This window comes from Bacillus altitudinis, assembly GCF_001191605.1.
GTDB lineage: Bacteria > Bacillota > Bacilli > Bacillales > Bacillaceae > Bacillus > Bacillus altitudinis.
The window spans coordinates 3324626-3346708 of the sequence record NZ_CP009108.1; the positions used below are offsets into that span (position 1 = coordinate 3324626).

20 protein-coding genes, 1 other RNA gene and 2 other annotated features are annotated in these 22083 nt (G+C 42.7%); of the genes, 6 read left to right on the forward strand and 15 right to left on the reverse strand.

Features of this window, described 5'->3' with window-relative positions; all coding sequences use genetic code 11:
- Positions 1-53: 53 nt before the first annotated feature.
- Both alaS and ID12_RS16840 read right to left on the reverse strand, forming a co-directional pair.
- Positions 54-2690, reverse strand: coding sequence for an alanine--tRNA ligase (gene alaS / locus ID12_RS16835; RefSeq protein ID WP_017367696.1), 2637 nt, complete (start codon positions 2688-2690; stop codon positions 54-56).
- A 78-nt stretch (positions 2691-2768) separates the two neighbouring features.
- Positions 2769-2976: a binding site (T-box leader), on the reverse strand.
- Between the two features lie 43 nt (positions 2977-3019).
- The gene (locus tag ID12_RS16840; RefSeq protein ID WP_017358104.1) at positions 3020-4084 is read right to left on the reverse strand and encodes an AI-2E family transporter; all 1065 of its coding nucleotides are present in this window, start codon (positions 4082-4084) and stop codon (positions 3020-3022) included.
- Between the two features lie 225 nt (positions 4085-4309).
- Here ID12_RS16840 and ID12_RS16845 point away from each other — a divergent pair, with 225 nt between their 5' ends.
- From ID12_RS16845 to ID12_RS16860, 4 genes are all read left to right on the forward strand, one after another.
- Positions 4310-5038, forward strand: a complete 729-nt coding sequence (locus ID12_RS16845; protein ID WP_050827499.1) for an amino acid ABC transporter ATP-binding protein — start codon at positions 4310-4312, stop codon at positions 5036-5038.
- Between the two features lie 14 nt (positions 5039-5052).
- Positions 5053-5862 (forward strand): transporter substrate-binding domain-containing protein, encoded by an 810-nt coding sequence (locus ID12_RS16850; RefSeq protein WP_050827500.1) that lies wholly within the window; start codon positions 5053-5055, stop codon positions 5860-5862.
- A gap of 80 nt (positions 5863-5942) precedes the next feature.
- Positions 5943-6596: an amino acid ABC transporter permease gene (locus ID12_RS16855; protein ID WP_008342691.1), complete on the forward strand. Its 654-nt coding sequence runs from the start codon at positions 5943-5945 to the stop codon at positions 6594-6596.
- 15 nt (positions 6597-6611) lie between these two features.
- Entirely contained in the window at positions 6612-7262 is a 651-nt protein-coding gene (locus ID12_RS16860; protein ID WP_008342693.1) for an amino acid ABC transporter permease, read from the forward strand.
- 38 nt (positions 7263-7300) lie between these two features.
- Here ID12_RS16860 and ID12_RS19180 read toward each other — a convergent pair whose 3' ends face one another.
- From ID12_RS19180 to cymR, 8 genes are all read right to left on the reverse strand, one after another.
- Complete coding sequence (locus tag ID12_RS19180; protein ID WP_008342695.1) at positions 7301-7432, reverse strand: YrzQ family protein; 132 nt, start codon at positions 7430-7432, stop codon at positions 7301-7303.
- 20 nt (positions 7433-7452) lie between these two features.
- Entirely contained in the window at positions 7453-7644 is a 192-nt protein-coding gene (locus ID12_RS16865) for a hypothetical protein (RefSeq protein WP_003216308.1), read from the reverse strand.
- Positions 7645-7657: 13 nt separating this feature from the next.
- Positions 7658-8116 carry a PRC-barrel domain-containing protein gene (locus ID12_RS16870; RefSeq protein WP_008342703.1) on the reverse strand — a complete coding sequence of 153 codons (459 nt, stop codon included), beginning with the start codon at positions 8114-8116 and terminating at the stop codon, positions 7658-7660.
- A 90-nt stretch (positions 8117-8206) separates the two neighbouring features.
- Positions 8207-10591 (reverse strand): SF1B family DNA helicase RecD2, encoded by a 2385-nt coding sequence (recD2, locus tag ID12_RS16875; protein WP_050827502.1) that lies wholly within the window; start codon positions 10589-10591, stop codon positions 8207-8209.
- A gap of 19 nt (positions 10592-10610) precedes the next feature.
- Entirely contained in the window at positions 10611-11264 is a 654-nt protein-coding gene (locus tag ID12_RS16880) for a tetratricopeptide repeat protein (RefSeq protein ID WP_008342707.1), read from the reverse strand.
- A 61-nt stretch (positions 11265-11325) separates the two neighbouring features.
- Entirely contained in the window at positions 11326-12444 is a 1119-nt protein-coding gene (mnmA, locus tag ID12_RS16885; protein ID WP_008342709.1) for a tRNA 2-thiouridine(34) synthase MnmA, read from the reverse strand.
- 94 nt (positions 12445-12538) lie between these two features.
- Positions 12539-13681 carry a cysteine desulfurase family protein gene (locus tag ID12_RS16890; RefSeq protein ID WP_008342711.1) on the reverse strand — a complete coding sequence of 381 codons (1143 nt, stop codon included), beginning with the start codon at positions 13679-13681 and terminating at the stop codon, positions 12539-12541.
- An 18-nt stretch (positions 13682-13699) separates the two neighbouring features.
- The gene (cymR, locus tag ID12_RS16895) at positions 13700-14119 is read right to left on the reverse strand and encodes a cysteine metabolism transcriptional regulator CymR (RefSeq protein WP_008342713.1); all 420 of its coding nucleotides are present in this window, start codon (positions 14117-14119) and stop codon (positions 13700-13702) included.
- A gap of 207 nt (positions 14120-14326) precedes the next feature.
- Here cymR and ID12_RS16900 point away from each other — a divergent pair, with 207 nt between their 5' ends.
- Positions 14327-15592, forward strand: a complete 1266-nt coding sequence (locus ID12_RS16900) for a replication-associated recombination protein A (protein ID WP_017358110.1) — start codon at positions 14327-14329, stop codon at positions 15590-15592.
- Between the two features lie 32 nt (positions 15593-15624).
- Here ID12_RS16900 and ID12_RS16905 read toward each other — a convergent pair whose 3' ends face one another.
- The 5 genes from ID12_RS16905 to ID12_RS19410 all read right to left on the reverse strand — a co-directional run bounded on the left by ID12_RS16905 (position 15625) and on the right by ID12_RS19410 (position 20352).
- Positions 15625-16389, reverse strand: coding sequence for a tRNA threonylcarbamoyladenosine dehydratase (locus ID12_RS16905; protein WP_008342718.1), 765 nt, complete (start codon positions 16387-16389; stop codon positions 15625-15627).
- 92 nt (positions 16390-16481) lie between these two features.
- Positions 16482-16662: non-coding RNA, 6S RNA (gene ssrS / locus ID12_RS19185), on the reverse strand.
- Between the two features lie 77 nt (positions 16663-16739).
- Positions 16740-18518, reverse strand: coding sequence for an aspartate--tRNA ligase (aspS, locus tag ID12_RS16910; RefSeq protein ID WP_039956037.1), 1779 nt, complete (start codon positions 18516-18518; stop codon positions 16740-16742).
- 18 nt (positions 18519-18536) lie between these two features.
- Entirely contained in the window at positions 18537-19811 is a 1275-nt protein-coding gene (gene hisS / locus ID12_RS16915; protein ID WP_008342721.1) for a histidine--tRNA ligase, read from the reverse strand.
- Between the two features lie 73 nt (positions 19812-19884).
- Positions 19885-20123: a binding site (T-box leader), on the reverse strand.
- A gap of 58 nt (positions 20124-20181) precedes the next feature.
- The gene (locus ID12_RS19410) at positions 20182-20352 is read right to left on the reverse strand and encodes a YrzK family protein (protein ID WP_003216250.1); all 171 of its coding nucleotides are present in this window, start codon (positions 20350-20352) and stop codon (positions 20182-20184) included.
- A 137-nt stretch (positions 20353-20489) separates the two neighbouring features.
- On the opposite strand from ID12_RS19410, the gene ID12_RS16920 reads away from it, so the two are divergent.
- Complete coding sequence (locus ID12_RS16920; protein ID WP_050827504.1) at positions 20490-22070, forward strand: N-acetylmuramoyl-L-alanine amidase family protein; 1581 nt, start codon at positions 20490-20492, stop codon at positions 22068-22070.
- The last annotated feature ends 13 nt before the right edge of the window (positions 22071-22083 follow it).

Consider the following 22083-nt stretch of genomic DNA (forward strand, 5'->3'; position numbering starts at 1 on the left):
AGCTTTTTTCTAACCGCTCATCTAATACCATTATTCTACACTACATTGACTGATTATAAAACGGATTTGACAGATTCTTCGACAGTTGCCAGTGCTTCTTCAAGCTTTTCTGGCTGTTTCCCGCCTGCTTGTGCCATATCTGGGCGTCCGCCTCCGCCTCCGCCGCAAATTTCAGCTGCCTGCTTCACAAGTTTTCCTGCATGAAGACCTTTTTCAATGACATCTTTTGTCACACCGGCTGAAATGTTGACTTTTCCATTTTGAACGGCACCAAGTACGATGACAGCTGAACCTAATTTCGCTTTTAATTCATCAACCATCGTTCTTAAATGGTTCATGTCTTTGGCGTTTACTTTTTCAGTTAACACGTTCACTCCGCCAACTTCGATAACTTTTTCCAAAATAGAGCCAGCTTCTGCTTGACTTAATTTCGCAAGAAGTGATTCGTTTTCTCTTTGAACTTCTTTTAAATCAGCCTGCAAGGAAGCGATGCGTTTTGGTACATCTTTTGTATTTGATTTCAGTTCATTAGCTGCCTTTTCTAAAATCGCAAGCTGATCATTTAATTCTTCATAAGCACCTTTACCTGTTACAGCCTCAATACGGCGTGTTCCAGCACCAATACCCGATTCAGATGCAATTTTAAACAATCCGATCTCCGCAGTGTTTTGAACGTGACAGCCTCCGCATAACTCGATGCTGTAATCACCCACTTGCACAACACGGACAATATCGCCATACTTCTCGCCAAACAGCGCCATTGCGCCCATTTCTTTTGCTTCAGCAATTGGTTTCAGGTCAATGGCAACCGAAATGCCTTCCCAAATCTTTTCGTTGACGATTTTTTCAATTTGTGACAATTCTTCTTTTGTTACTTGTCCAAAGTGAGAAAAGTCAAAGCGAAGTCTGTTTTCATTCACAAGTGAACCCGCTTGGTTAACGTGGCTGCCCAATACATCTTTTAGCGCTTGGTGCAAAAGATGTGTCGCTGTGTGATTTTTCACAATGCCTTTTCGAAGCGCTGATTCGACTTCTGCAGTGACTTCAATGCCTTTTTGAACCGTACCACTTACGACGACTCCTTCGTGGACATGCTGGCCGTTTGGCGCCTTTTTCACATCTTTGATATCAATGATCGCTTCGGCACTTTTTAACGTTCCTTTATCCGCCACTTGTCCGCCGCTTTCCGCATAGAAAGGTGTTTCATCTAATAAAATTTGCACCGTTTCCCCTTCGTGTGCTTCTGTGACAATTTCACCGTTTTGAAGCAATTCGATAATACGAGCATCTGCAGTTAAATTTTCGTAGCCAACAAACGTACTTTCTGCTTTTATATCGCCTAAAGCCCCGCCTTGAACCTGCATACTGCCCACATCTTGTCTGGCATTTCTTGCACGTTCACGCTGCTTCTCCATTTCTAGCTGGAAGCCTTCACGATCGACTGTCATGTTCTCATCTTCAGCATATTCTTCTGTGAGTTCGACCGGGAATCCATATGTGTCATAAAGCTTAAACACATCTTTACCGGAAATTTGTGAGCTGCCATTGTCTCGTTCTTTTTTGATCACTTCTGATAAAATGGCTAACCCTTCATTCAGTGTCTCATGGAAACGCTCTTCTTCATTTTTGATCACTTTTGCAATAAATTCTTCTTTTGCTTGAACATCTGGATAGAAATCCTTCATGATCTCCGCAACAACTGGAACTAGATCATACATGAATGGACGGTGGATATGGATCGTTTTTGCATAACGCACAGCACGGCGCAGCAAACGTCTTAACACATAACCTCGGCCTTCATTAGAAGGAAGCGCTCCATCACTGACGGCAAAGGCAACAGTACGAATATGGTCAGCAATGACTTTAAATGCTGTGTCTTTTTCTTTTGACTCCCCATAGCTTTCTCCAGAAATCGTTTCTACTGCACGAATAATCGGCATGAACAGGTCTGTATCAAAGTTCGTCGGTACGTTTTGAATCACAGAGACCATACGCTCAAGACCCATTCCTGTATCAATGTTTTTCTTCGGAAGCGGTGTATATGTACCATCTGGATTATGGTTAAATTCAGAAAAAACAAGATTCCATACTTCTAGATAACGTTCATTTTCTCCGCCTGGATATAATTCAGGGTCGTTCATGTCGTTGCCATATGCTTCGCCGCGATCATAGAAAATTTCTGTATTCGGACCACTTGGCCCCTCGCCAATATCCCAGAAGTTGCCCTCTAGACGAATAATTCGTTCCTCAGGGACACCCATTTTATCTCTCCAAAGAACATATGCTTCTTCATCCTCTGGATGTACCGTTACAGATAACAGATTCGGATCAAAGCCAATCCACTCGTCACTTGTGAGGAATTCCCAAGCCCATTCGATTGCCTCTTCTTTGAAATAGTCTCCAATAGAGAAGTTGCCCAGCATTTCAAAAAACGTATGATGGCGTGCTGTTTTCCCTACATTTTCAATGTCATTTGTACGAATTGATTTTTGTGCGTTGCAAATACGTGGATTCTCAGGCACGACGCGGCCATCGAAGTATTTCTTTAATGTTGCCACCCCGCTGTTAATCCATAAAAGTGTTGGATCGTCATGCGGTACGAGGGACGCACTCGGTTCGACAGCATGTCCTTTTTCTTTAAAAAAATCTAAAAACATTTGACGTACTTGAGCTGAAGTTAAAGTTTTCATCATAAATCCTCCCTTTTTATTCTCAATCTTCACACAAACGAAAAAACATCCCGCCCTATGCAAGCAAAAAACTACTTACACAGGGACGAGATGCTCTCGCGGTACCACCCTGATTATAGACATATGCGTCTATCACCTTCACATCCGATAACGCCGGAAGAGAGCGGCAGTGTTTATCTGCACTCGGGACTAGCTTCCGTTAAAGGTCTGATAAGGCTTTTCTCAGCAAACAAAGCCTCTCTCTGCAACAGCTTTTTAACGTACTCGGGTCCGTCATTGAATTCAATATGTATGAATCGAAATTATTATAGACAACTCGGCTCGTCTTGTCAATGAACGCTTCGTCTCATGTGAATATATTGCACAATAATGACCCTCATAATGGCTGCGGACGGTACGGCTAAAATCATTCCAATCAAGCCAAACAGCTCCCCTCCAGCGAGTAACACCAGCATGATCACGACAGGATGCATATGCAGGCTTCTCCCGACAATGATCGGACTCAGTACATTGCTTTCTAAAAATTGAAGCACGGCTACTGTAATTAGCACAATGATCACTGACTTCACTGAGATGGTAAAAGCGATAAAGACAGCTGGGATCGCTCCAATAATCGGGCCAAAATACGGAATGACATTCGTTGCACCGATTAACATACCTAGTACAAGCGGATATGGAATATGAAACAGCCAAAGAACAATGGCAGCAGCACCTCCAATTAAAGAACAGACAAGCAATTGCCCTCTAATATAATCCCCAAGTGAGTCATCCACTGCTTTCACAAAGGCATGTCCCCTTTTTCGAAAGCTTGGCGGGGTTAAATACCATGCTGCCCGCTTCATCGTGTTCATATCTTTCACCATATAAAAGACAAGAAAAGGAATAAGTGCAGCAACTAAGGCGTAATCAAGCAATACTTTACAGCTTAGAATCATCCGCTCTGCCCCATTTGCGGCATACGTCTCAGATTGGACAATAAAACGATCCAGCCGTTCATGTAGTCCATCAGGCCAGTGGCTTGTATGACGATGAACATGTGATAAAGCACCATTATACGTTTCGGCAAGCATGGGAATTTGCTCCGACAATTCATTTAACTGAGCGATTAAAACCGGTGCCCCTTTATACACAGCCAAACCAATGCCGCCAAAAAACAGCACATATATTAATAAAAGACTGACCGTCCTTGGCAAACCTCGCTTATGTAGTCTTTCAACAATTGGATAAAGAAGATAAGAAATAAAAATAGCGATAAGAAGCGGGATCAAAACCGCTTTGAGCAATAAAAAAATAGGCATCCATAGCTCGTCGAGCTGAACCAAAATGAGTAAAGACGCAAGGACAAGCAGTACACCTGCAGCATATATTAGAAACTCGATCGGACGTTTCTTCACCTTTTTCACCTCTCTTCTTATTGTTTAACCAACTTCTGCAATTATCCATGTAAATAAAATTTGTCCTAACTTTGTTAAAAATGAATACACATGAAACATACGGCTCCATCCAAAGTCACTGTTTGCTGTAAAAATCTCGTTAGAAAATATTCCATTATTTTCTTATTTTCACCTCATTTATGCTAGAATCCGCTTTAGCTCAATCATTAGAAGAGGAGGTTCTTCATGATCACATTCGAAGAAGTCAACAAGCATTACGGCCAGTTCCATGTACTTAAGGACATTAACCTACATATTCAAAAAGGTGAGGTTGTTGTGATCATCGGTCCTTCAGGGTCTGGAAAAAGCACGATCCTCAGGTGTATCAATCGTCTTGAAAGCATTGATGAAGGAAAAGTCCTTGTCAATCAAGTGTCTGTTCAGCATCCGAAAACCAACATCAATCTCATCAGGCAAAATATCGGGATGGTGTTTCAGCACTTCCATCTTTATCCGCATAAGACGGTGCTTGAAAACATTATGCTTGCGCCGATGAAGGTTAAAAAAGTGAGCAAAGAAGAAGCAAAGGAAACAGCTGAATTTTATTTAAATAAAGTTGGCATTCCTGAAAAAGCAGACACCTACCCTTCTAGACTCTCAGGAGGACAGCAGCAGCGTGTGGCAATCGCAAGGGGACTTGCAATGAAACCTGAGGTCATGCTTTTCGATGAACCAACATCAGCTCTTGATCCAGAGATGATCGGTGAGGTGCTAGATGTGATGAAACAGCTGGCAAGGGAAGGAATGACAATGGTCGTTGTCACGCACGAGATGGGGTTTGCCCGTGAAGTCGCAGACCGCATTGTGTTTATTGATGAAGGAAGAATTCTTGAAGAATCAACACCAGCTGCCTTTTATGAAAAACCGCGCGAGAAACGCGCTCAGCTCTTTTTAAGCCGTATTTTAAATCACTAGGGGGAATGAATTTGATGAAAAAAATGAAACGCTTTGGCCTATTACTGTTGATGACTTGCTGTATGATCGCTCTCGCTGCCTGCGGCTCTGCCGAGAAAGGCTCAACCGATGCAAAACAAGGTAGCTCATTAGAAGCCATTAAGAAAGACAAAAAAATCGTTTTCGGTGTGAAAAACGATACTCGTTTATTTGGTCTAAAAAATCCTAGTAGCGGGGATATTGAAGGGTTTGATATTGATATCGCAAAAGCGATCACTAAAGAAATGCTCGGTGATGAAGGAAAAGCAGAATTCAAAGAAGTGACATCTAAAACAAGAATTCCTTTACTGCAAAAAGGAGATATTCATGCCATTGTTGCCACAATGACGATCACAGAAGAGCGTAAAAAAGAGGTCAATTTCTCAGACGTATACTTTGAAGCAGGACAATCACTGCTTGTGAAAAAAGGCAGCGACATTCAATCGATTGATAATCTTAAAAAAGGTACGAAGGTGCTTGCAGTGAAAGGGTCCACTTCTTCTCAAAACATTCGCGAAAAGGCACCAGAAGCATCCGTTTTAGAATTTGAAAATTACCAAGAAGCCTTTACAGCCTTAAAATCAAATCAAGGGCAAGTTCTGACAACTGATAATGCAATTTTATTTGGCATGGCAGACGAAGATTCAAATTATGAAGTCGTTGGCGGAACATTTACCGATGAGCCTTATGGTATCGCTGTGAAAAAAGGCGATGAAGAATTGACAGAAGCCATTAATAAAGCGTTAAAGGCATTAAAAGACAATGGAGAGTATGACAAGATTCATAAAAAATGGATCAAAGAATAATCAATTGACTCGATCAATCTCAACACCCTCAGGAGAGCCGCTTGCCGGCTCCTCTGTTGATTAGGAAGGAAGTGAACTGATTGCTGCGGTTTTCCATTTTAACTGAGAACTTCCATCTTTATTTAGAAGGGTTTAAATATACGATTGGTGCAAGTGTCATTGCGTTGATTGGAAGCTTTTTCATCGGTACACTCATTGCCATTATGAGAATTGCGCCACTAAGGCCGCTCAACTGGTTAGGGACGGCTTACGTGGAATTTATTCGGAATATTCCGTTATTATTGATCACCTTTGTGTTCTTTTTTGGTTTACCGGTACTTGGCATTGTGGCAGATGGCTTTACAGCAGGAACCATTGCCCTCTCCATTTATACGTCTGCTTTTATCGCTGAAGCCATTCGTGCAGGTATACAAGCTGTACCGCTTGGACAAATGGAAGCAGCTAGAGCTTCTGGTCTGACATATGGCGGAACGATGCGATATATTATTCTGCCGCAGGCCATCAAAATTGTCATTCCACCACTTGGGAATCAATTTATCAACCTTGTGAAAAACTCGTCTATTTTAGGTGTCATTGCAGGGTTTGATCTGATGTACCAAGGAGACCTTATCGCTTCGAGAACGTTTGTGACATTTGATGTATACATTTTTGTTGCCATGTTCTATCTTCTATTGACCATTCCACTTAGTCTAGGCGTTGGTTATTTAGAAAAAAGATTAGCCCGAAGCCACTAGAAAGGAGGAAACACAATGGATTTTATAGGTGCCTACCAGCCCGATCATCTCGCCTTTTTACTTGAAGGATTTGCTGTCACCTTAAAAGTGGCTTTTATCTCCATCATTTTAAGCTTTATCATCGGATTAGTCGTTGGCACATTGAGGTTCGCACAAATCCCTATTTTATCAAAGGTGCTTGCGGTCATTGTTGAAACCGTTCGGAACCTACCGCTTTTGCTGATCATCTTTTTTACGTATTTCGCCCTGCCTGAAATTGGCATTAAGCTGAGCATCACGGCCTCTGCCATTGCGGCTTTAACCGTGTTTGAATCCGCTATGCTGTCAGAAATCATTCGCAGCGGATTAAAATCAATTGATAAAGGACAAATCGAGGCGGCCAGATCCTCTGGTTTAACCTATATTCAAACATTAAAAATGATTATCATGCCACAGGCGTTACGCCGAATGGTACCGCCGATTGTCAGTCAATTTATTTCTCTTTTAAAAGATACATCGCTCGCCGTTGTAATTGCCCTTCCAGAGTTATTGCATCACGCGCAGATTTTAAATGGTCAAAGCCAATCTTATTTACTTCCTATTTTCCTCTTGGCGGCCATGATGTACTTTGTTGTCAACTTCAGCTTGTCTATACTTGCACGGAGATTAGAGTACAGGCAGGCATAAAAAAAGGACATCCGCTCATGGTGGATGTCCCTTTTTGTTTAAAGCATTCGCATAACTCGTTTTCTCATCTTTTTCATATCCCGCTTAGATGGCATATCATATCGACTTGCAAAGTGATATGCGAGTGCACCTGCACCAAGCGTTAATAGTGAAGAAGTCATTTTGCCCATTCGAAATTCCCCCTTAACACTTATAGTTGAATTGAACGTTCATCGTCACTAAACAGGTCGTCTAAACTGCTTAGTGTACCGTCTTCCTCCACTTGGTGAGTAGATATTTTGCCTTTTGACAGTGTCAATTCAATAAAACAGCCCCAGCAATAATATTGATTGACCCCAATTTTTCCGATGTCTTTACATTTGCAATTTGGGCAAATGAGCATATTCAGCACCTCTTTACGTTCGGTTTAGAACAAGTGCTTCCTTTTGAACATCCATCAAGGTTCCGGCAGCATGCAGCTGCTTTCGAATCCCTGATAGCTCTGTAAAGAAGCCGTCCGAGAGTTCATATGCTACGATTGTGCCCGAATTCATGCAAAAGTATACATCTTCCAAAACACCTAATGTTTCACCATCTGGCGTACGGATCATTTTCTTTTTTAATTTCGAAAAGAAAAAGGATGGGGCGGTGGTATCTATCTCGATGCCCTTCTGGCAGCTCACATATAGACCTTTGTCTGTCAGTTTGTCGCCAGCTGAGAATGGAATGAAAGCACAGTCTTTCTTTTTCCCATCTAAAACATATCCCCCGCAGCTGCCGCCGGCTAAAAAGCAAATATCTTTGATCGCCCCAAGTGAATAAGACAGCTCGTCTGTATAGATCGTCAGTCCTTCAAGCTCTCGACATGTTCTCAAAATGTGATCAACCACCTTTTCGGAACAGTCTTATCGTGTGCGTTTCCTCTATGACTCATACGAAGAAATGGCTTCCATGAAGGAAGCCATTTACTCTTGCATAAAATCAAACGGAGTGATTCCCTCCATGCCAATATTGGCATCGTGTACGCTGAAAGGAAGTTCTTTTTGGAGGGCTGCTAGCTCAGCGTCCATGATTTCTTCCGTTTCAGTAAGACGCATGGTTAAAGACGTTTGTCTGAGGGAGTCTTCATTATTTTTTACGCCCCACTCTAATGCTGATTCCTCACCGCACAAAATTAAATACTTTTTACTTCGTGTAATGGCCGTGTAAAGCAAATTTCTTCGAAGCATTCGATAATAACTTCTTACGACTGGCAGCACCACGATTGGGAATTCACTGCCCTGGGATTTATGAATCGAGCAACAATAAGCGTGTGTAAATTGATGAAAATCTTTTTTCGTAAACGTGATTTCATTTCCATCAAAGGAGATGACCGCCATATCTTCTTTTTCTGTGTTTTCTTTCGCATAAAAGATCGATACAATTTCGCCAATATCTCCATTAAAAATGTTATTCTCGGGCTGATTGACAAGCTGAAGTACCTTATCACCTGTCCGGTAGACGACATCACCAAAAGGAATTTCTCTTCCTTTTGGCTTTTTAGGATTCAAAATTTGCTGAAGCATTTTATTCAGTTCATTAATGCCTGCTTTTCCTTTATACATTGGGGCAAGCACTTGAATGTCCTTTGCTGAATACCCCTTTTGAGCAGCATTGCTGACCACTTTCTCGATGACTTCTTTCATTTGGTCACTAGAGCATTGAATAAAGGATCGATCCTTCGAGCGTGCAGTAATATCCTTTGGCAAAACACCATTTTTCATATCATGCGCAAGCTCAACAATTGTTGAACCGTCTGCCTGCCGGTAAATATCAGTTAATGTAACTGCCGGTATAGCTTGTGACGCAAGCAGGTCTCTTAACACTTGACCAGGCCCGACAGATGGAAGTTGATGTTCGTCTCCAACCATAATGACTTGAATATGATCTGGGATCGCTTTAAACAAATGGTTCGCCAGCCAAATATCCAGCATACTCGATTCATCAATGATGACAAGTTTCCCTTCAATCGGCTGGTCTTCATCATGTGAGAAGCCTTCTGATCCATTCCAGCCTAGCAGCCGGTGAATGGTCACAGCAGGAAGTCCAGTGGATTCTGTCATTCGTTTCGCAGCACGTCCAGTTGGTGCGGCAAGCACGAACGGAAATGCTTCATCTTTTTTATAATCACCCGGGTCAAGAGATACGCCGTGAAGATCGCTGTAAAGCTCGACAATCCCTTTAATGACCGTCGTTTTCCCTGTACCCGGTCCGCCTGTTAAAAGCAGCATTGGAGACATGAGTGCCTTTTGAATGGCTTCTTTTTGGGTTGGTGCATACTGGACACCAAGCCGTTCCTCCAGTTCACCGAGTGCAAGCAGAAATTCTGATTCAGGAAATTGATCTGCATATTCCGTTTGAGCAACAATTTTTTGAATGCGTTTTGCCACACTTTGCTCCGCATAAAAGAGCGACGGATGATAACAGCGATCATCTTCAATGATCATGTCTTTCCCTTCACCAAGTGCAATGATCTGATTGGCAACGTCCATTTCAGTCACTTTGTAGTCATTGCCTGTTTGATTCAGTAGTTTACGGGTTTCGACGATCAGATCTTTCGTTTGTATGTACGTATGACCGTCTTGCAGGCTTGCTGTCTCAACGGTATACAAAAGGGCTGCACGAATGCGTTCTGGATCATTTCCAGATATCCCTGTTCTAGCGCCGAGTTCATCTGCTTTAATAAATCCAATCCCCTCGACGTCTTTGACGAGCTGATAAGGGTTTTCTTCAATTTTCTGCAACGTTTCACTCTCGTACGCTTGGTAAATCTTCATACTAAGCTGAGGACCAAAGCCATATTGATTCAGGCTGATCATGATTTGCTCAAGCCCTTGATGCTCCTGAAGTGCGGCAGCCAGCTTATCTGCCTTCTTTTTTGACAGGCGCGGGACGTCATACAACACAGACGGATCACGCATAATTTGATGAAGCGTCTGATTGCCTAACTTGCCGACGATTTCTTCCGCCGTCTTTTTCCCAATCCCTTCAAACAAGTCACTAGAGAGATAATGAATGATGCCTTGCTTTGTTGTAGGGACTTCCTTTTGAAAATGGGTGGCTTGAAACTGCTCACCAAACTTCGGATGACTTGTGACCTTGCCATAGAAGGTGTAGGTTTCCTCCTCATGCAGCGCTGGGAAGTACCCTGTGACAGATGCAGTTTTTTCCTCTAAATTCTCTGATGTTTCAATGACTTTTACTTTTAACACCGAGTATAAATTACTTTCATTATGGAAAATAACGGCTTGAACCGTCCCTTTTAAAAATGGTTCGTCTTCAAGCTTCATTTGATCTGGATGTTCCTGCACAGGTCTTCCCTCCTTCCGGTTATTCTGCCTCTTGAATTAGCTTTTGCGCATGCAATGCAAGCATATGATCAGGCTGCACGTCAATGGCTTTTCCTAGCATTTCAAGCGCTTCGTCCTTTTTCTCTAAATACGCATACGCAACGCCTGCATTATAAAAGGCGTCTGCATGCTGCGGATCTCGCGTAATCACTTCAGTAAAGACTGCGACCGCTTCCTCCAGCAGATGTTCATTCGCTAAGCACATGCCAAATTGAAATCTTGCTTCGTTATCTTCTTCGTTTAGCTCAACTGCACGCTGAAGATAAGGCATCGCAAGCTTCGGCTGCTCTAATTTCATCAGTGTCTGCCCTAACATATAAAACAAATCACTGTTTTCCATTCCAGCTTGTAGTGCTTGCTCAAAATAGTCTTTCGCTTTCATAAAGTCTTCTTTCATCGTATAGACATTTCCTGCTCCGTAATAGGCTGCAGCTGCTGTATGATCAAGTTCAATGGCTTTTTGAAAGAAGTTCAATGCACGTTCAAATTCATGAACACTTGAAAGTAAATTCGCAAAGTTAATATATGGAACCGGGTCCTTTGGGCTTTCTTCAATGGCTTTCGTAAAAGCTTCAGCTGCCTGTTCGATGTTCCCCTGATTTAAAGCTTCAATACCGATTTCGTTATGATTCATTCGCTCTCTTCATCCTTTCATTAAAAAACCTCAACAGCGACGTTGAGGTTTTTAACACATGTTACACATACGACAGCTTTTGGCCATCTTTAAAGACATCGTCAATGGTCCCGCCGCCAAGACATTCTTCGCCATCATAAAAAACAACAGCTTGTCCTGGAGTGACAGCACGAACGGGTTCATCAAAGATCACCATTGCTTCCTGCTCACCTGTCATTTTGACTTTTACATGATGGTCTTCTTGACGGTATCGGAATTTCGCTGTGCATGTGAGTTCACCGTTTTCGCCGACAATATGAGGACGAGTCCAGCTGATGTTCACAGCTGAAATACTTTCAGAGTATAAAAGCGGGTTGTGGAAGCCTTGTTCAACAAATAAGATATTTTTCTCTAAGTCCTTCCCAACAACGAACCACGGATCACCGCTTCCGCCAATGCCAAGTCCTTGGCGTTGACCGATCGTGTAATACATGAGTCCATCATGTTCACCTTTTACTTCTCCGTCCATTGTCTGCATCACACCGGGCTGTGCAGGCAAATATTGGCTAAGGAACGTTTTAAAGTTTCTTTCCCCAATAAAGCAGATGCCCGTAGAATCTTTTTTCGTTGCTGTTGCGAGCTCTGCTTCTTTCGCTAATTCACGCACTCTTTTTTTCTCTAAATCGCCAATTGGGAACAACACTTTATCAAGTTGTTCTTGAGTCAGCTGATTCAAGAAATAAGTTTGGTCTTTGTTTGTATCAAGACCTCTTAGCATTTTCACTTCATCGCCGGTTCTGTCGACACGGGCATAGTGGCCTGTTGCCAAATAATCCGCTCCAAGCGACAATGCATGCTCAAGAAATGCTTTGAACTTAATTTCTTTATTACACATGACATCTGGGTTCGGCGTTCTGCCTGCTTTATATTCATCAAGAAAATATTGAAACACTTTGTCCCAATACTGTTTCTCGAAATTCACTGCATAATATGGGATTCCAATCTGGTTACAAACACGAATGACATCCTCATAGTCCTCCGTTGCTGTACATACACCATTTTCATCTGTGTCATCCCAGTTTTTCATAAATATGCCGATCACATCATAGCCTTGCTCCTTTAGCATGAGCGCAGCAACTGATGAATCGACGCCTCCAGACATGCCGACCACAACTCTTGTGTCTTCAGGTCTTTTTGTCATCTTCATCAACTCCAATTTCAATGAAACAACGTGCGCGTTTCGTTCTTCAGGTGCCTAGCTGTTTCATTTTTCACACACGAACAAAAGGGAGCATTTATTTGGCTAGGCGTTTCACGACAGCCGCTATCTTATGCGCCGCCTGCTTCACATGTTCCTCTTCATTTCCAAGACCGAAGCTTATTCTGACTGAGGATGTCAGCTCTTTTGCTTCTTCACCATACATGGCGCTTAATACGTGCGAAGGAAGGACAGATCCAGCCGTACATGCTGACCCGCTTGAAACAGCAATCCCTTCCATATCTAAGTTCACAAGTAACGATTCAATAGAAACGCCCGGGAAGTGGACATTTAAAATATGCGGCAATGTCTCTTTCGGGTGTCCATTGATAGAGAAATTGAGTGATTCCTCTTCGAATACTTGCAGCATCGCTTCTTTGAGCTTACCATAATGCACTGCTTTTTCTCTTCTATTTTGCTTTGTTAATTGAACTGCTTCTGCAAGCCCAATGATTCCCGCCACATTTTCAGTGCCAGCACGGCGTTTTCTTTCTTGTTCTCCTCCGAATAGCTGCGGAGAAAGTTTTACACGCTCATTGACGTATAAAAAGCCTGTTCCCATCGGGCCATTTAGTTTATGACCGGACGCAGATAAGAGGTCGATATGAAGTTCTGTGACATCAATTGATATTGTCCCAAATGCCTGTACTGCGTCTGTATGAAAATAAGCAGTGTGTTCGTGTAAAAGTTGACCAATTTCTTTGATTGGCTGAATCACACCCGTTTCATTATTGCCATACATGATGGTCACAAGAATTGTATCGTCTCTTAGTGCTTGTTTTAATTGATCAAGATGAATCAATCCAGTGTGATCCACATCTAAATACGTCACATCAAAACCAAGCTTCTCTAAGCGTTCGCATGTATGCAGCACTGCATGATGCTCAGTTTTTGTTGTGATGATATGTTTTCCTTCATGCTGCCTTGCCATTGCCACACCTGTAATGGCCAAGTTGTCTGCCTCTGTTCCCCCGCTTGTGAGGATGATCTCCTGCTGCTTACAGTGTAATTCTCCTGCAATGACTTCCCTTGCTTCATCGAGCCACTTTCTTGCCTCGCGCCCATATGAATGAATACTAGAGGGATTGCCAAATATCTCTGTAAAGTAGGGCATCATCTTGTCCACAATTCGCTGATCCATCGGCGTTGTGGCTGCATGATCTAAATAGATACGTTCCATTTCCGGTACACCTCTGATCTAAATATAGAACATATACGCCTCTTGATCCTCGTCATCTTTATAGCTTGCCAAGTCTTCAAGAGTTGTATTGTCTAGTACGTCTTTTACTGCATCACGAATACGAATCCAAAGTGCACGCTTTGCTGGCTCTTCGTTTTCGATCACTTCTACAGGACTAATAGGTCCTTCTAATACTCGAATAATATCACCGGCTGTAATCTCGTTTGGCTCATGGGCAAGCACATAGCCGCCATACGCTCCGCGGATACTTTTTACAAGACGAGCATTGCGAAGTGGTGATACAAGCTGCTCTAAATAATGCTCAGACAAATCATTGTTTTGAGCGATTGATTTTAATGATGTAGGGCCTTCGCCATGTTTTTTGGCTAATTCGATCATGATCGTCAGACCATATCTGCCTTTAGTAGAAATTTTCAAGTTAAACACCTCTGCGTTTTCTATTTCTATGTCATCAATTATTTTTCTGATTTCATATACGCTTATATAGACCAAAAGCAATTATATCATACTTTTAGCCAACTTTCATTTGCGGGTTCTGAGCTCAAAACGAGGACGCATCCCTTTTCTATTTGAAGAAATTTCGGTACTCTATACAAACAAGACATTGCTTTAGGAGAGATAATCATGAAACCTTTAGCGTATCGGATGCGCCCAAGTCATATTGGAGACATTATTGGGCAGGAGCATCTCGTTGGAGAAGGTCAAATTATTAGACGAATGGTCGAGGCGAAACATTTGTCCTCGATGATTTTATACGGGCCGCCGGGAATCGGCAAAACATCCATTGCAACTGCAATCGCTGGCAGTACAAGCATTGCCTTCCGTACATTGAATGCGGTGATTCATAACAAAAAAGATATGGAAGCTGTCGCCGCTGAAGCGAAAATGAGTGGTCAGGTCATCTTGATTTTAGACGAAGTCCACAGACTCGATAAAGGGAAGCAGGATTTCCTTCTTCCGTATTTAGAAAATGGCATGATTATTTTAATTGGCGCGACAACAGCTAATCCGTATCATGCGATTAACCCAGCCATCCGCAGCCGGACACAAATATTTGAGCTGAAGCCGCTGGAAACAGAACAAATCAAAGCTGCATTATCTCGAGCTTTACAGGATGAACATCGCGGGCTTGGCGGTTATTCGGTCAAAGTTGATGAGGAGGCAATGAATCATTTTGCAAATGGATGCGGAGGAGATGTACGTTCCGCTTTAAATGCGCTTGAACTAGCCGTCTTATCGACAAAAGCGGATGAATCTGGACAGATCACGATTACTCTAGCTGCAGCAGAAGAATGTTTACAAAAAAAGAGCTTCTCGCATGATAAAAACGGTGATGCCCATTATGATGTCCTCTCGGCTTTTCAAAAATCCATTAGAGGGTCTGACGCAGATGCTGCGCTTCATTACCTTGCAAGACTCATTGAAGCGGGAGACCTTGAAAGCATTTCGAGACGATTACTTGTGATGGCTTATGAAGATATTGGCTTAGCCAGCCCGCAGGCAGGGCCACGTGTGTTAAGCGCTGTTCAAACAGCTGAGAGAGTTGGTTTCCCAGAAGCACGAATTCCACTCGCTAATGCCGTGATTGAACTGTGTCTTTCTCCAAAGTCAAACTCCGCTTACCAAGCGATTGATGCGGCACTGCATGATATTCGCACGGGGAAAATGGGTGAAGTTCCCGTTCATTTAAAAGATGCCCACTATAAAGGAGCAGCAGCACTTGGAAGGGGCGCCGATTACTTATATCCGCACGATTATGAAAATGGCTGGGTGAAGCAGCAATATTTACCTGACCCGCTGAAAAACAAGCAATATTATGAACCAAAGCAAACTGGAAAATTTGAAGGTGCGCTAAAGCAAGTGTATGAAAATTTAAGAAGGCAAAAATAAAAACAGCCCCCTGCTCTAAGCAGGCGGGCTGTTTATTTATCTTTCACACGTGTAATCGGAATATCTTTTAAAAGCTTCATAATGACATGACCACCCATGATCAGTCCAGCCACAGATGGAACAAACGCATTGGATGAAGGCGGCATTTGTGCCTTACGAATTTTCGCTTCATCATTTCCAACTTCTTTTCTCACATCTTCACGAATGACAATCGGACTTTCATCAGAGAAAATAACTTCAATTCCCTTACGAATGCCTTCCTTCCGCAGGCGTGTTCTGACGACTTTCGCAATTGGGTCTGTATGTGTTTTCGAGATGTCATCAATTTTAAAACGTGTCGGATCTGTTTTATTTGCAGCACCCATACTCGAAATAATGTTCACATCGCGTTTCAGGCACTCTTTCATTAAATGAATTTTATAATGAATTGTATCTGATGCATCAATGACATAATCAAGTGGATACTCAAAGAATTGTTCATATGTTTCTTCTGTATAGAACATTTTGAGCGCAACAACTTCACATTCTGGGTTAATATCAGCAATTCTTGCCTGCATTAAGTCAACTTTAGGCTGACCAACCGTTGATAGCAAAGCTGGCAGCTGCCTATTTACATTTGTAATATCAATATCATCTTTATCAACAAGAACAATACGGCCAACACCTGAACGAGCAAGGGCTTCTACTGCAAAAGAACCTACGCCGCCTACTCCAAGCACTGCAACTGTACTGTTTTTTAATATATTTAAGCCTTCCTTGCCAATGGCAAGCTCGTTTCTTGAAAACTGATGTAACAAGTGCCTCACTCCACCTTTATTTAAAATGAATCGAAAGAATCATATCATATTCAGCGTTCTCCGTCATCCTTCTCAAATAGAAAAAAACACAAAAAAGTCCCGATCACGCCGCCAGCTTTTCCTTCGTTTTGAACCCCGCACCATGCAGGTGGGTGCTTTCTTCCTCACTTTATAAGTCCTCAGAAGAGGCATTTATGCAGAAAGGAAAGGCAAGCTCCCGTAGAAAAAAATGTTCGGTCAAAACTAGGTAACCACCGTACGTATCAGGACTTTATTTATTGGTTGATGAAAGCATATCATAGGCATGTCCCTTTTACAAGCGTTTACATGCCTATAAACATGCGCCTATTTTACTGTTTTACTTTTGTTTTAATCGCCAAACTCAGTTCATCTAGCTGCGCTTCGCTTACAGTGCCAGGAGCATCTGTGAGAACACAGCTTGCACTTGCCGTTTTCGGGAACGCAATGGTATCTCTTAGGTTAGATCGGCCGGCAAGCAGCATCACTAGGCGGTCAAGTCCAAGCGCAATTCCGCCGTGCGGAGGCACCCCATGCTCAAATGCATCAAGAAGGAAGCCGAACTGATCGTACGCTTCTTCTTTAGAAAAGCCAAGTAAACCAAACATTTTCTCTTGAATGTCCTTTTCAAAAATACGAATAGAACCTCCGCCAAGCTCATAGCCGTTCAGCACAAGATCATACGCTTGAGCTTTCATATCTTCTGGACTTGTTTCAATTAATTCAAGATCATCACGAACTGGCATTGTGAAAGGATGGTGGGCAGCATAGAAGCGGCCTTCTTCTTCATCTTTTTCAAGCAGCGGCCAATCGACAACCCATAAGAAATTGAAGACAGACTCATCGATAAGTTTAAGCTCTTTGCCAAGTTTTAAGCGAAGTGCGCCAAGCGCATCATGGACAACAGTCGTCTTATCTGCAACAAAGAGTAAAAGGTCGCCTTCTTCAACTTGAAGCTGTTCTTTTAATTCTGCTTGTTTTGACTCATCAAAGAATTTAGCGATTGGTCCTTTTAACTCTGTCCCTTCAGCTTTTAGCCAAGCAAGACCTTTTGCACCATAGTTCGCTGCAAATGCACCAAGTGCATCGATGTCTTTTCTTGAGTAGTTTGCTGCAGCCCCTTTGACATTAATCGCTTTGACAGCTCCGCCATTGTTTACAGCACCGCTGAAGACTTTGAAATCTGAGTCTTTTACGGTGTCTGAAATGTTGACAAGCTTCATGTCAAATCGGGTATCTGGCTTGTCAGAACCATAGGAATTCATCGCTTCATCGTACGTCATACGAGGTAATGGCAATGTCAGGTCAACACCTTTGACATCTTTCATCACCTTTGCCATCATCTCTTCAGCAAGCGTCATGATGTCTTCTTGGCTCATAAAGGACATTTCAATATCGACTTGTGTAAATTCCGGCTGACGGTCAGCACGCAAGTCTTCATCTCTAAAGCAGCGAGCGATTTGATAGTAGCGGTCCATCCCAGACACCATGAGCAATTGCTTAAATAATTGCGGAGACTGCGGCAGCGCATAGAATTCTCCTTCGTGTACACGGCTTGGCACAAGATAGTCACGCGCACCTTCTGGCGTACTTTTTGTTAAAATTGGCGTTTCAATGTCTAGAAAGCCGTGATCATCTAAGAAATGGCGGAATGCTTTTGTGACTTCATGTCGCATTTTCATCGTTTCAAACATCGCAGGGCGGCGAAGATCTAGGTAGCGGTATTTTAAGCGCACATCTTCTGATACCTCATCTGCTTGATCAGAAATGACAAATGGAGGCGTCTTGGCTTCATTTAAAACAGTGACTGTGTCGACTTGAATTTCAATTTTGCCTGTTTTTAAATTTGGGTTGATCGTGGCTTCTTCTCTTGCGACCACTGTCCCTTTAATATCAAGGACATATTCATTCCGAATCGATTCTGCTGTCTCAAGAGCCTCTTTTGATTGGTCTGGATGAAAGACAACTTGCACAATGCCTGTACGATCACGCAGGTCAATAAAGATTAATCCGCCAAGGTCACGACGTTTTTGTACCCATCCTTTTAATACAACGGTTTGACCGATTTGGTCTTCTGTTACTTCTCCACAATAAAAAGTTCTACCAAACACAAACATTCCACTCCTTCTTTACGCTTTCTGGTGGGCTTTCATCATTTGAATCAGCTCATCAAGCTTCACTTCAATTTGTTCACCCGTTGTCGTATCTTTTACGTTTACAATTTGCTGCGCGAGCTCATCTTCACCAAGAACTGCAATAAACTTGGCTTTCAAGCGGTCTGCCGCTTTAAATTGTGCTTTTAGCTTTTTCCCTGTATAGTCCATTTCACTTGAAATGCCTTCTTTTCTTAGGCGATTCAATAAGCCAACAGCATAATCTTTTGCTTGATCTCCTAATGCCGCAATGTATAAATCAATGCCGTCTTGAACAGGAAGCTCAATCTTCTCTGCATCAATCGCTGATAGGAAACGTTCAATACTCATCGCAAAGCCGATACCTGGTGATTCAGGACCGCCAATTCCTTCAACGAGTCCATCATAACGGCCGCCGCCGGCTAATGTTGTGATCGCGCCAAAGCCTTCTGCATTACTCATAATCTCAAAGGCAGTGTGATTGTAATAATCAAGACCACGCACTAAGTTCGGATCGACGACATATTCAATGCCTAGATCGGTTAAATATTGTTTTACTTTTTCAAAATAAGTCCGTGATTCTTCATTTAAGTAATCTTGAATGGATGGTGCCGTTGCCATCAGTTCGTGGTCGCGGTCCTTTTTACAATCAAGAATACGCAATGGATTTTGATGCAAGCGAATTTGGCAGTCGTGACAGAATTCATCAATTCTTGGTTCAAAATGCTCGACAAGTGCTTGACGGTAATCTGCACGGCTTTCTTTGTCACCAAGGCTGTTAATGACGAGTTTTAAGTTGGAAAGACCCGCTTTCTCATACACACTCATCGCTAATGAAATGACCTCTGCATCAATGGCAGGATCTTTTGAACCGATCGCTTCAATTCCGAATTGATAAAATTGACGATATCTTCCCGTTTGCGGACGCTCATAGCGGAACATTGGTCCAATGTAGTACAGCTTTGTAGGCTGTGCAGGCTGTGCAAACAGTTTATTTTCAACATAAGAACGGACAGTTGAAGCTGTTCCTTCTGGGCGAAGTGTGATGCTACGTCCTTTTTTGTCTTCAAATGTGTACATCTCTTTTTGAACGATATCTGTTGACTCGCCTACTCCTCGTGCAAACAGTTCCGTATGCTCAAAAATCGGTGTGCGGATTTCTTTGTATTGAAAGGCTGCACATGTATCTCTCGCAATTTGTTCAACATACTGCCAGCGTTCTGATTCTCCCGGTAAAATATCCTGTGTGCCTCTTGGAATATTAAAACTCATTTTTCGTCCTCCTACGACCATCATTCATTTTTTATGTGGACATATAAAAAACCCCCGCCTCTACTATGTGTATAGTAGGGACGAGAGTTATACCCGTGGTGCCACCCTAGTTGGAACTGATCTAGCCATGTTCCCGCTCAAATCCTTAACGCAGATTCACGTTCTCCGCCTAATGACTCATTTTTTGAGTGTTCAGCAGGAAACCTACAGAGTGTTCTTTCGTGATAAATGCCATGCGGATTCGCTTTCAGCCTAAGGCGATTCCTCTCTGCTCACGCAATTTACCCTACTATTCTCTATCATCAGTTCCACATTTTAAATTTTCAAGTGTGTTGATTTATATTATAATAAGGTCGGTGCTGCCACTCTGTCAACCCTTGCCGTGTCTCTTTTTCTTTTCCAGCTCTTCTTTTGACGTGCATCCGTATTCAGATGCCGTTTCTTCAAGGAAGCCTGGTTGATCCATTTCGTCGTGCTGCCAGCGATCGATATCACGATGTCCATTATATTGCACTCGTCCTAATTTTCTGCTTAATCTCATGTTTGTACATCCTTTTATCACATTTTTATCTAGTATAAACAGATTGATTCATTTTTATTAGGGAAACCGCAAGGAATTCATCCATTACATAACGAATTAACATTCATCGGTTTTACAAGGGAGGGGAAAACACCGTTTTGAATCTGAAAACACACCATCACATGATGTTGCTGCTCACCTGTTTTGTCCTCATTGCCAGCACTTGGCCAATGACACATGCGACGGCTCAAACAGATCAAGCTGTCGTTGCAACAGATGAAATCAATGTGCGAACCGGACCTGGTTTAAGCTACGGGATCGCAGCAGTTGTGAAACGAGGAGAAAGCTACCCGATTCTCACTGAACAAGGAGAATGGGTACAGATCGGGCTATCGAACGGACAAAAAGGCTGGGTCGTCTCATGGCTGATTACCAAGTCATCTGATGCACAAAAGCCTGCTAAGCAAAAGACGCAAGGTCAAAGTACGCAAGGAAGCAGTTCGATTACGTCAACAGCCTCCGACCTTCGCATTCGGACAGGCCCAGGGACTTCCTATCAAGTCATTGGCACTTTCCCGCAGGGCGCTTCCGCTAAAAAGCTGGACACAAGCGGCGAATGGACAAAAATATCGTACAAACAAGCGGAAGGCTGGGTCCACTCTGATTATATTTCTGGCGGACAAAACGCTTCTTCATCCAGTTCAGCTGAGCCCGCTCGTTCTAAACAGTCCGGCACAGTTGGCGTATCAAGCTTGAATGTTCGAAAATCGGCGGCACCAAATGCACAAGTGGCCGCTTCACTTTCCCGTAACACTCAAGTCACCATTTTACGGGAGCAAAATGGCTGGTATGAAATCGAAGCAAAAGGCGTTAAAGGCTGGGTTGCAAGTTATTATATTGTCTCAAACCAAGGAACAAGTGCAGCACCTGAAAAGAATTCATCCTCTTCGTCATCTCATCAGAAAGCGTACATCGTTTATGATGGAACGAATATTAGAAAAAGCGCTTCTACCTCTGCTGGAATTGCAGAAAGAGCAACAAAAGGAGCTGCTTATCAAATTGTTCGTACACAAGGTGACTGGTACGAGGTGACATTATCAAACGGCGGAACAGGCTACGTGGCGAGCTGGGTCGTTCAAACAAAGAAAAATAGCAGCGAAGCACCAAGACCTCAGCAGGATTCATCGTCTGGCACTGGATCTTTAAAAGGCAAAACAATTGTTCTTGATCCTGGGCATGGCGGAAAAGACAGCGGCACGATCGGCGCAGACGGTGCATTTGAAAAGAATATCACGATCAAAACCGCTCATTTGCTGGCAGGTAAGTTAAGAGCTTCTGGGGCAAATGTCTATTTAACAAGAAGTGATGATACTTTCATCAGCCTTCAATCGAGGGTTGCCACTTCACATTACCGAAATGCAGATGCATTTATTAGTCTTCATTATGATAGCTTTATGGACCCAAGTATCAGAGGAAGCACCGCATATTATTATCAGGCATCCAAAGATCAACGTCTGGCGACAAGCGTTCATACGGAAGTCGCAAAACGATCACAGATCCCTGATAAAGGAGTCCAATTTGGAGATTATTTTGTTTTAAGAGAAAACAAACGCCCTTCCCTTTTATATGAACTCGGCTATTTAAGCAATCCTCAAGAAGAAGCGATCATTTATAGCGCCTCTTACCAAGAACGAGTGACAGAAGGAATGACAGAAGGATTAAAACAATATTTCCGATAGAAAAAAGAGGCCG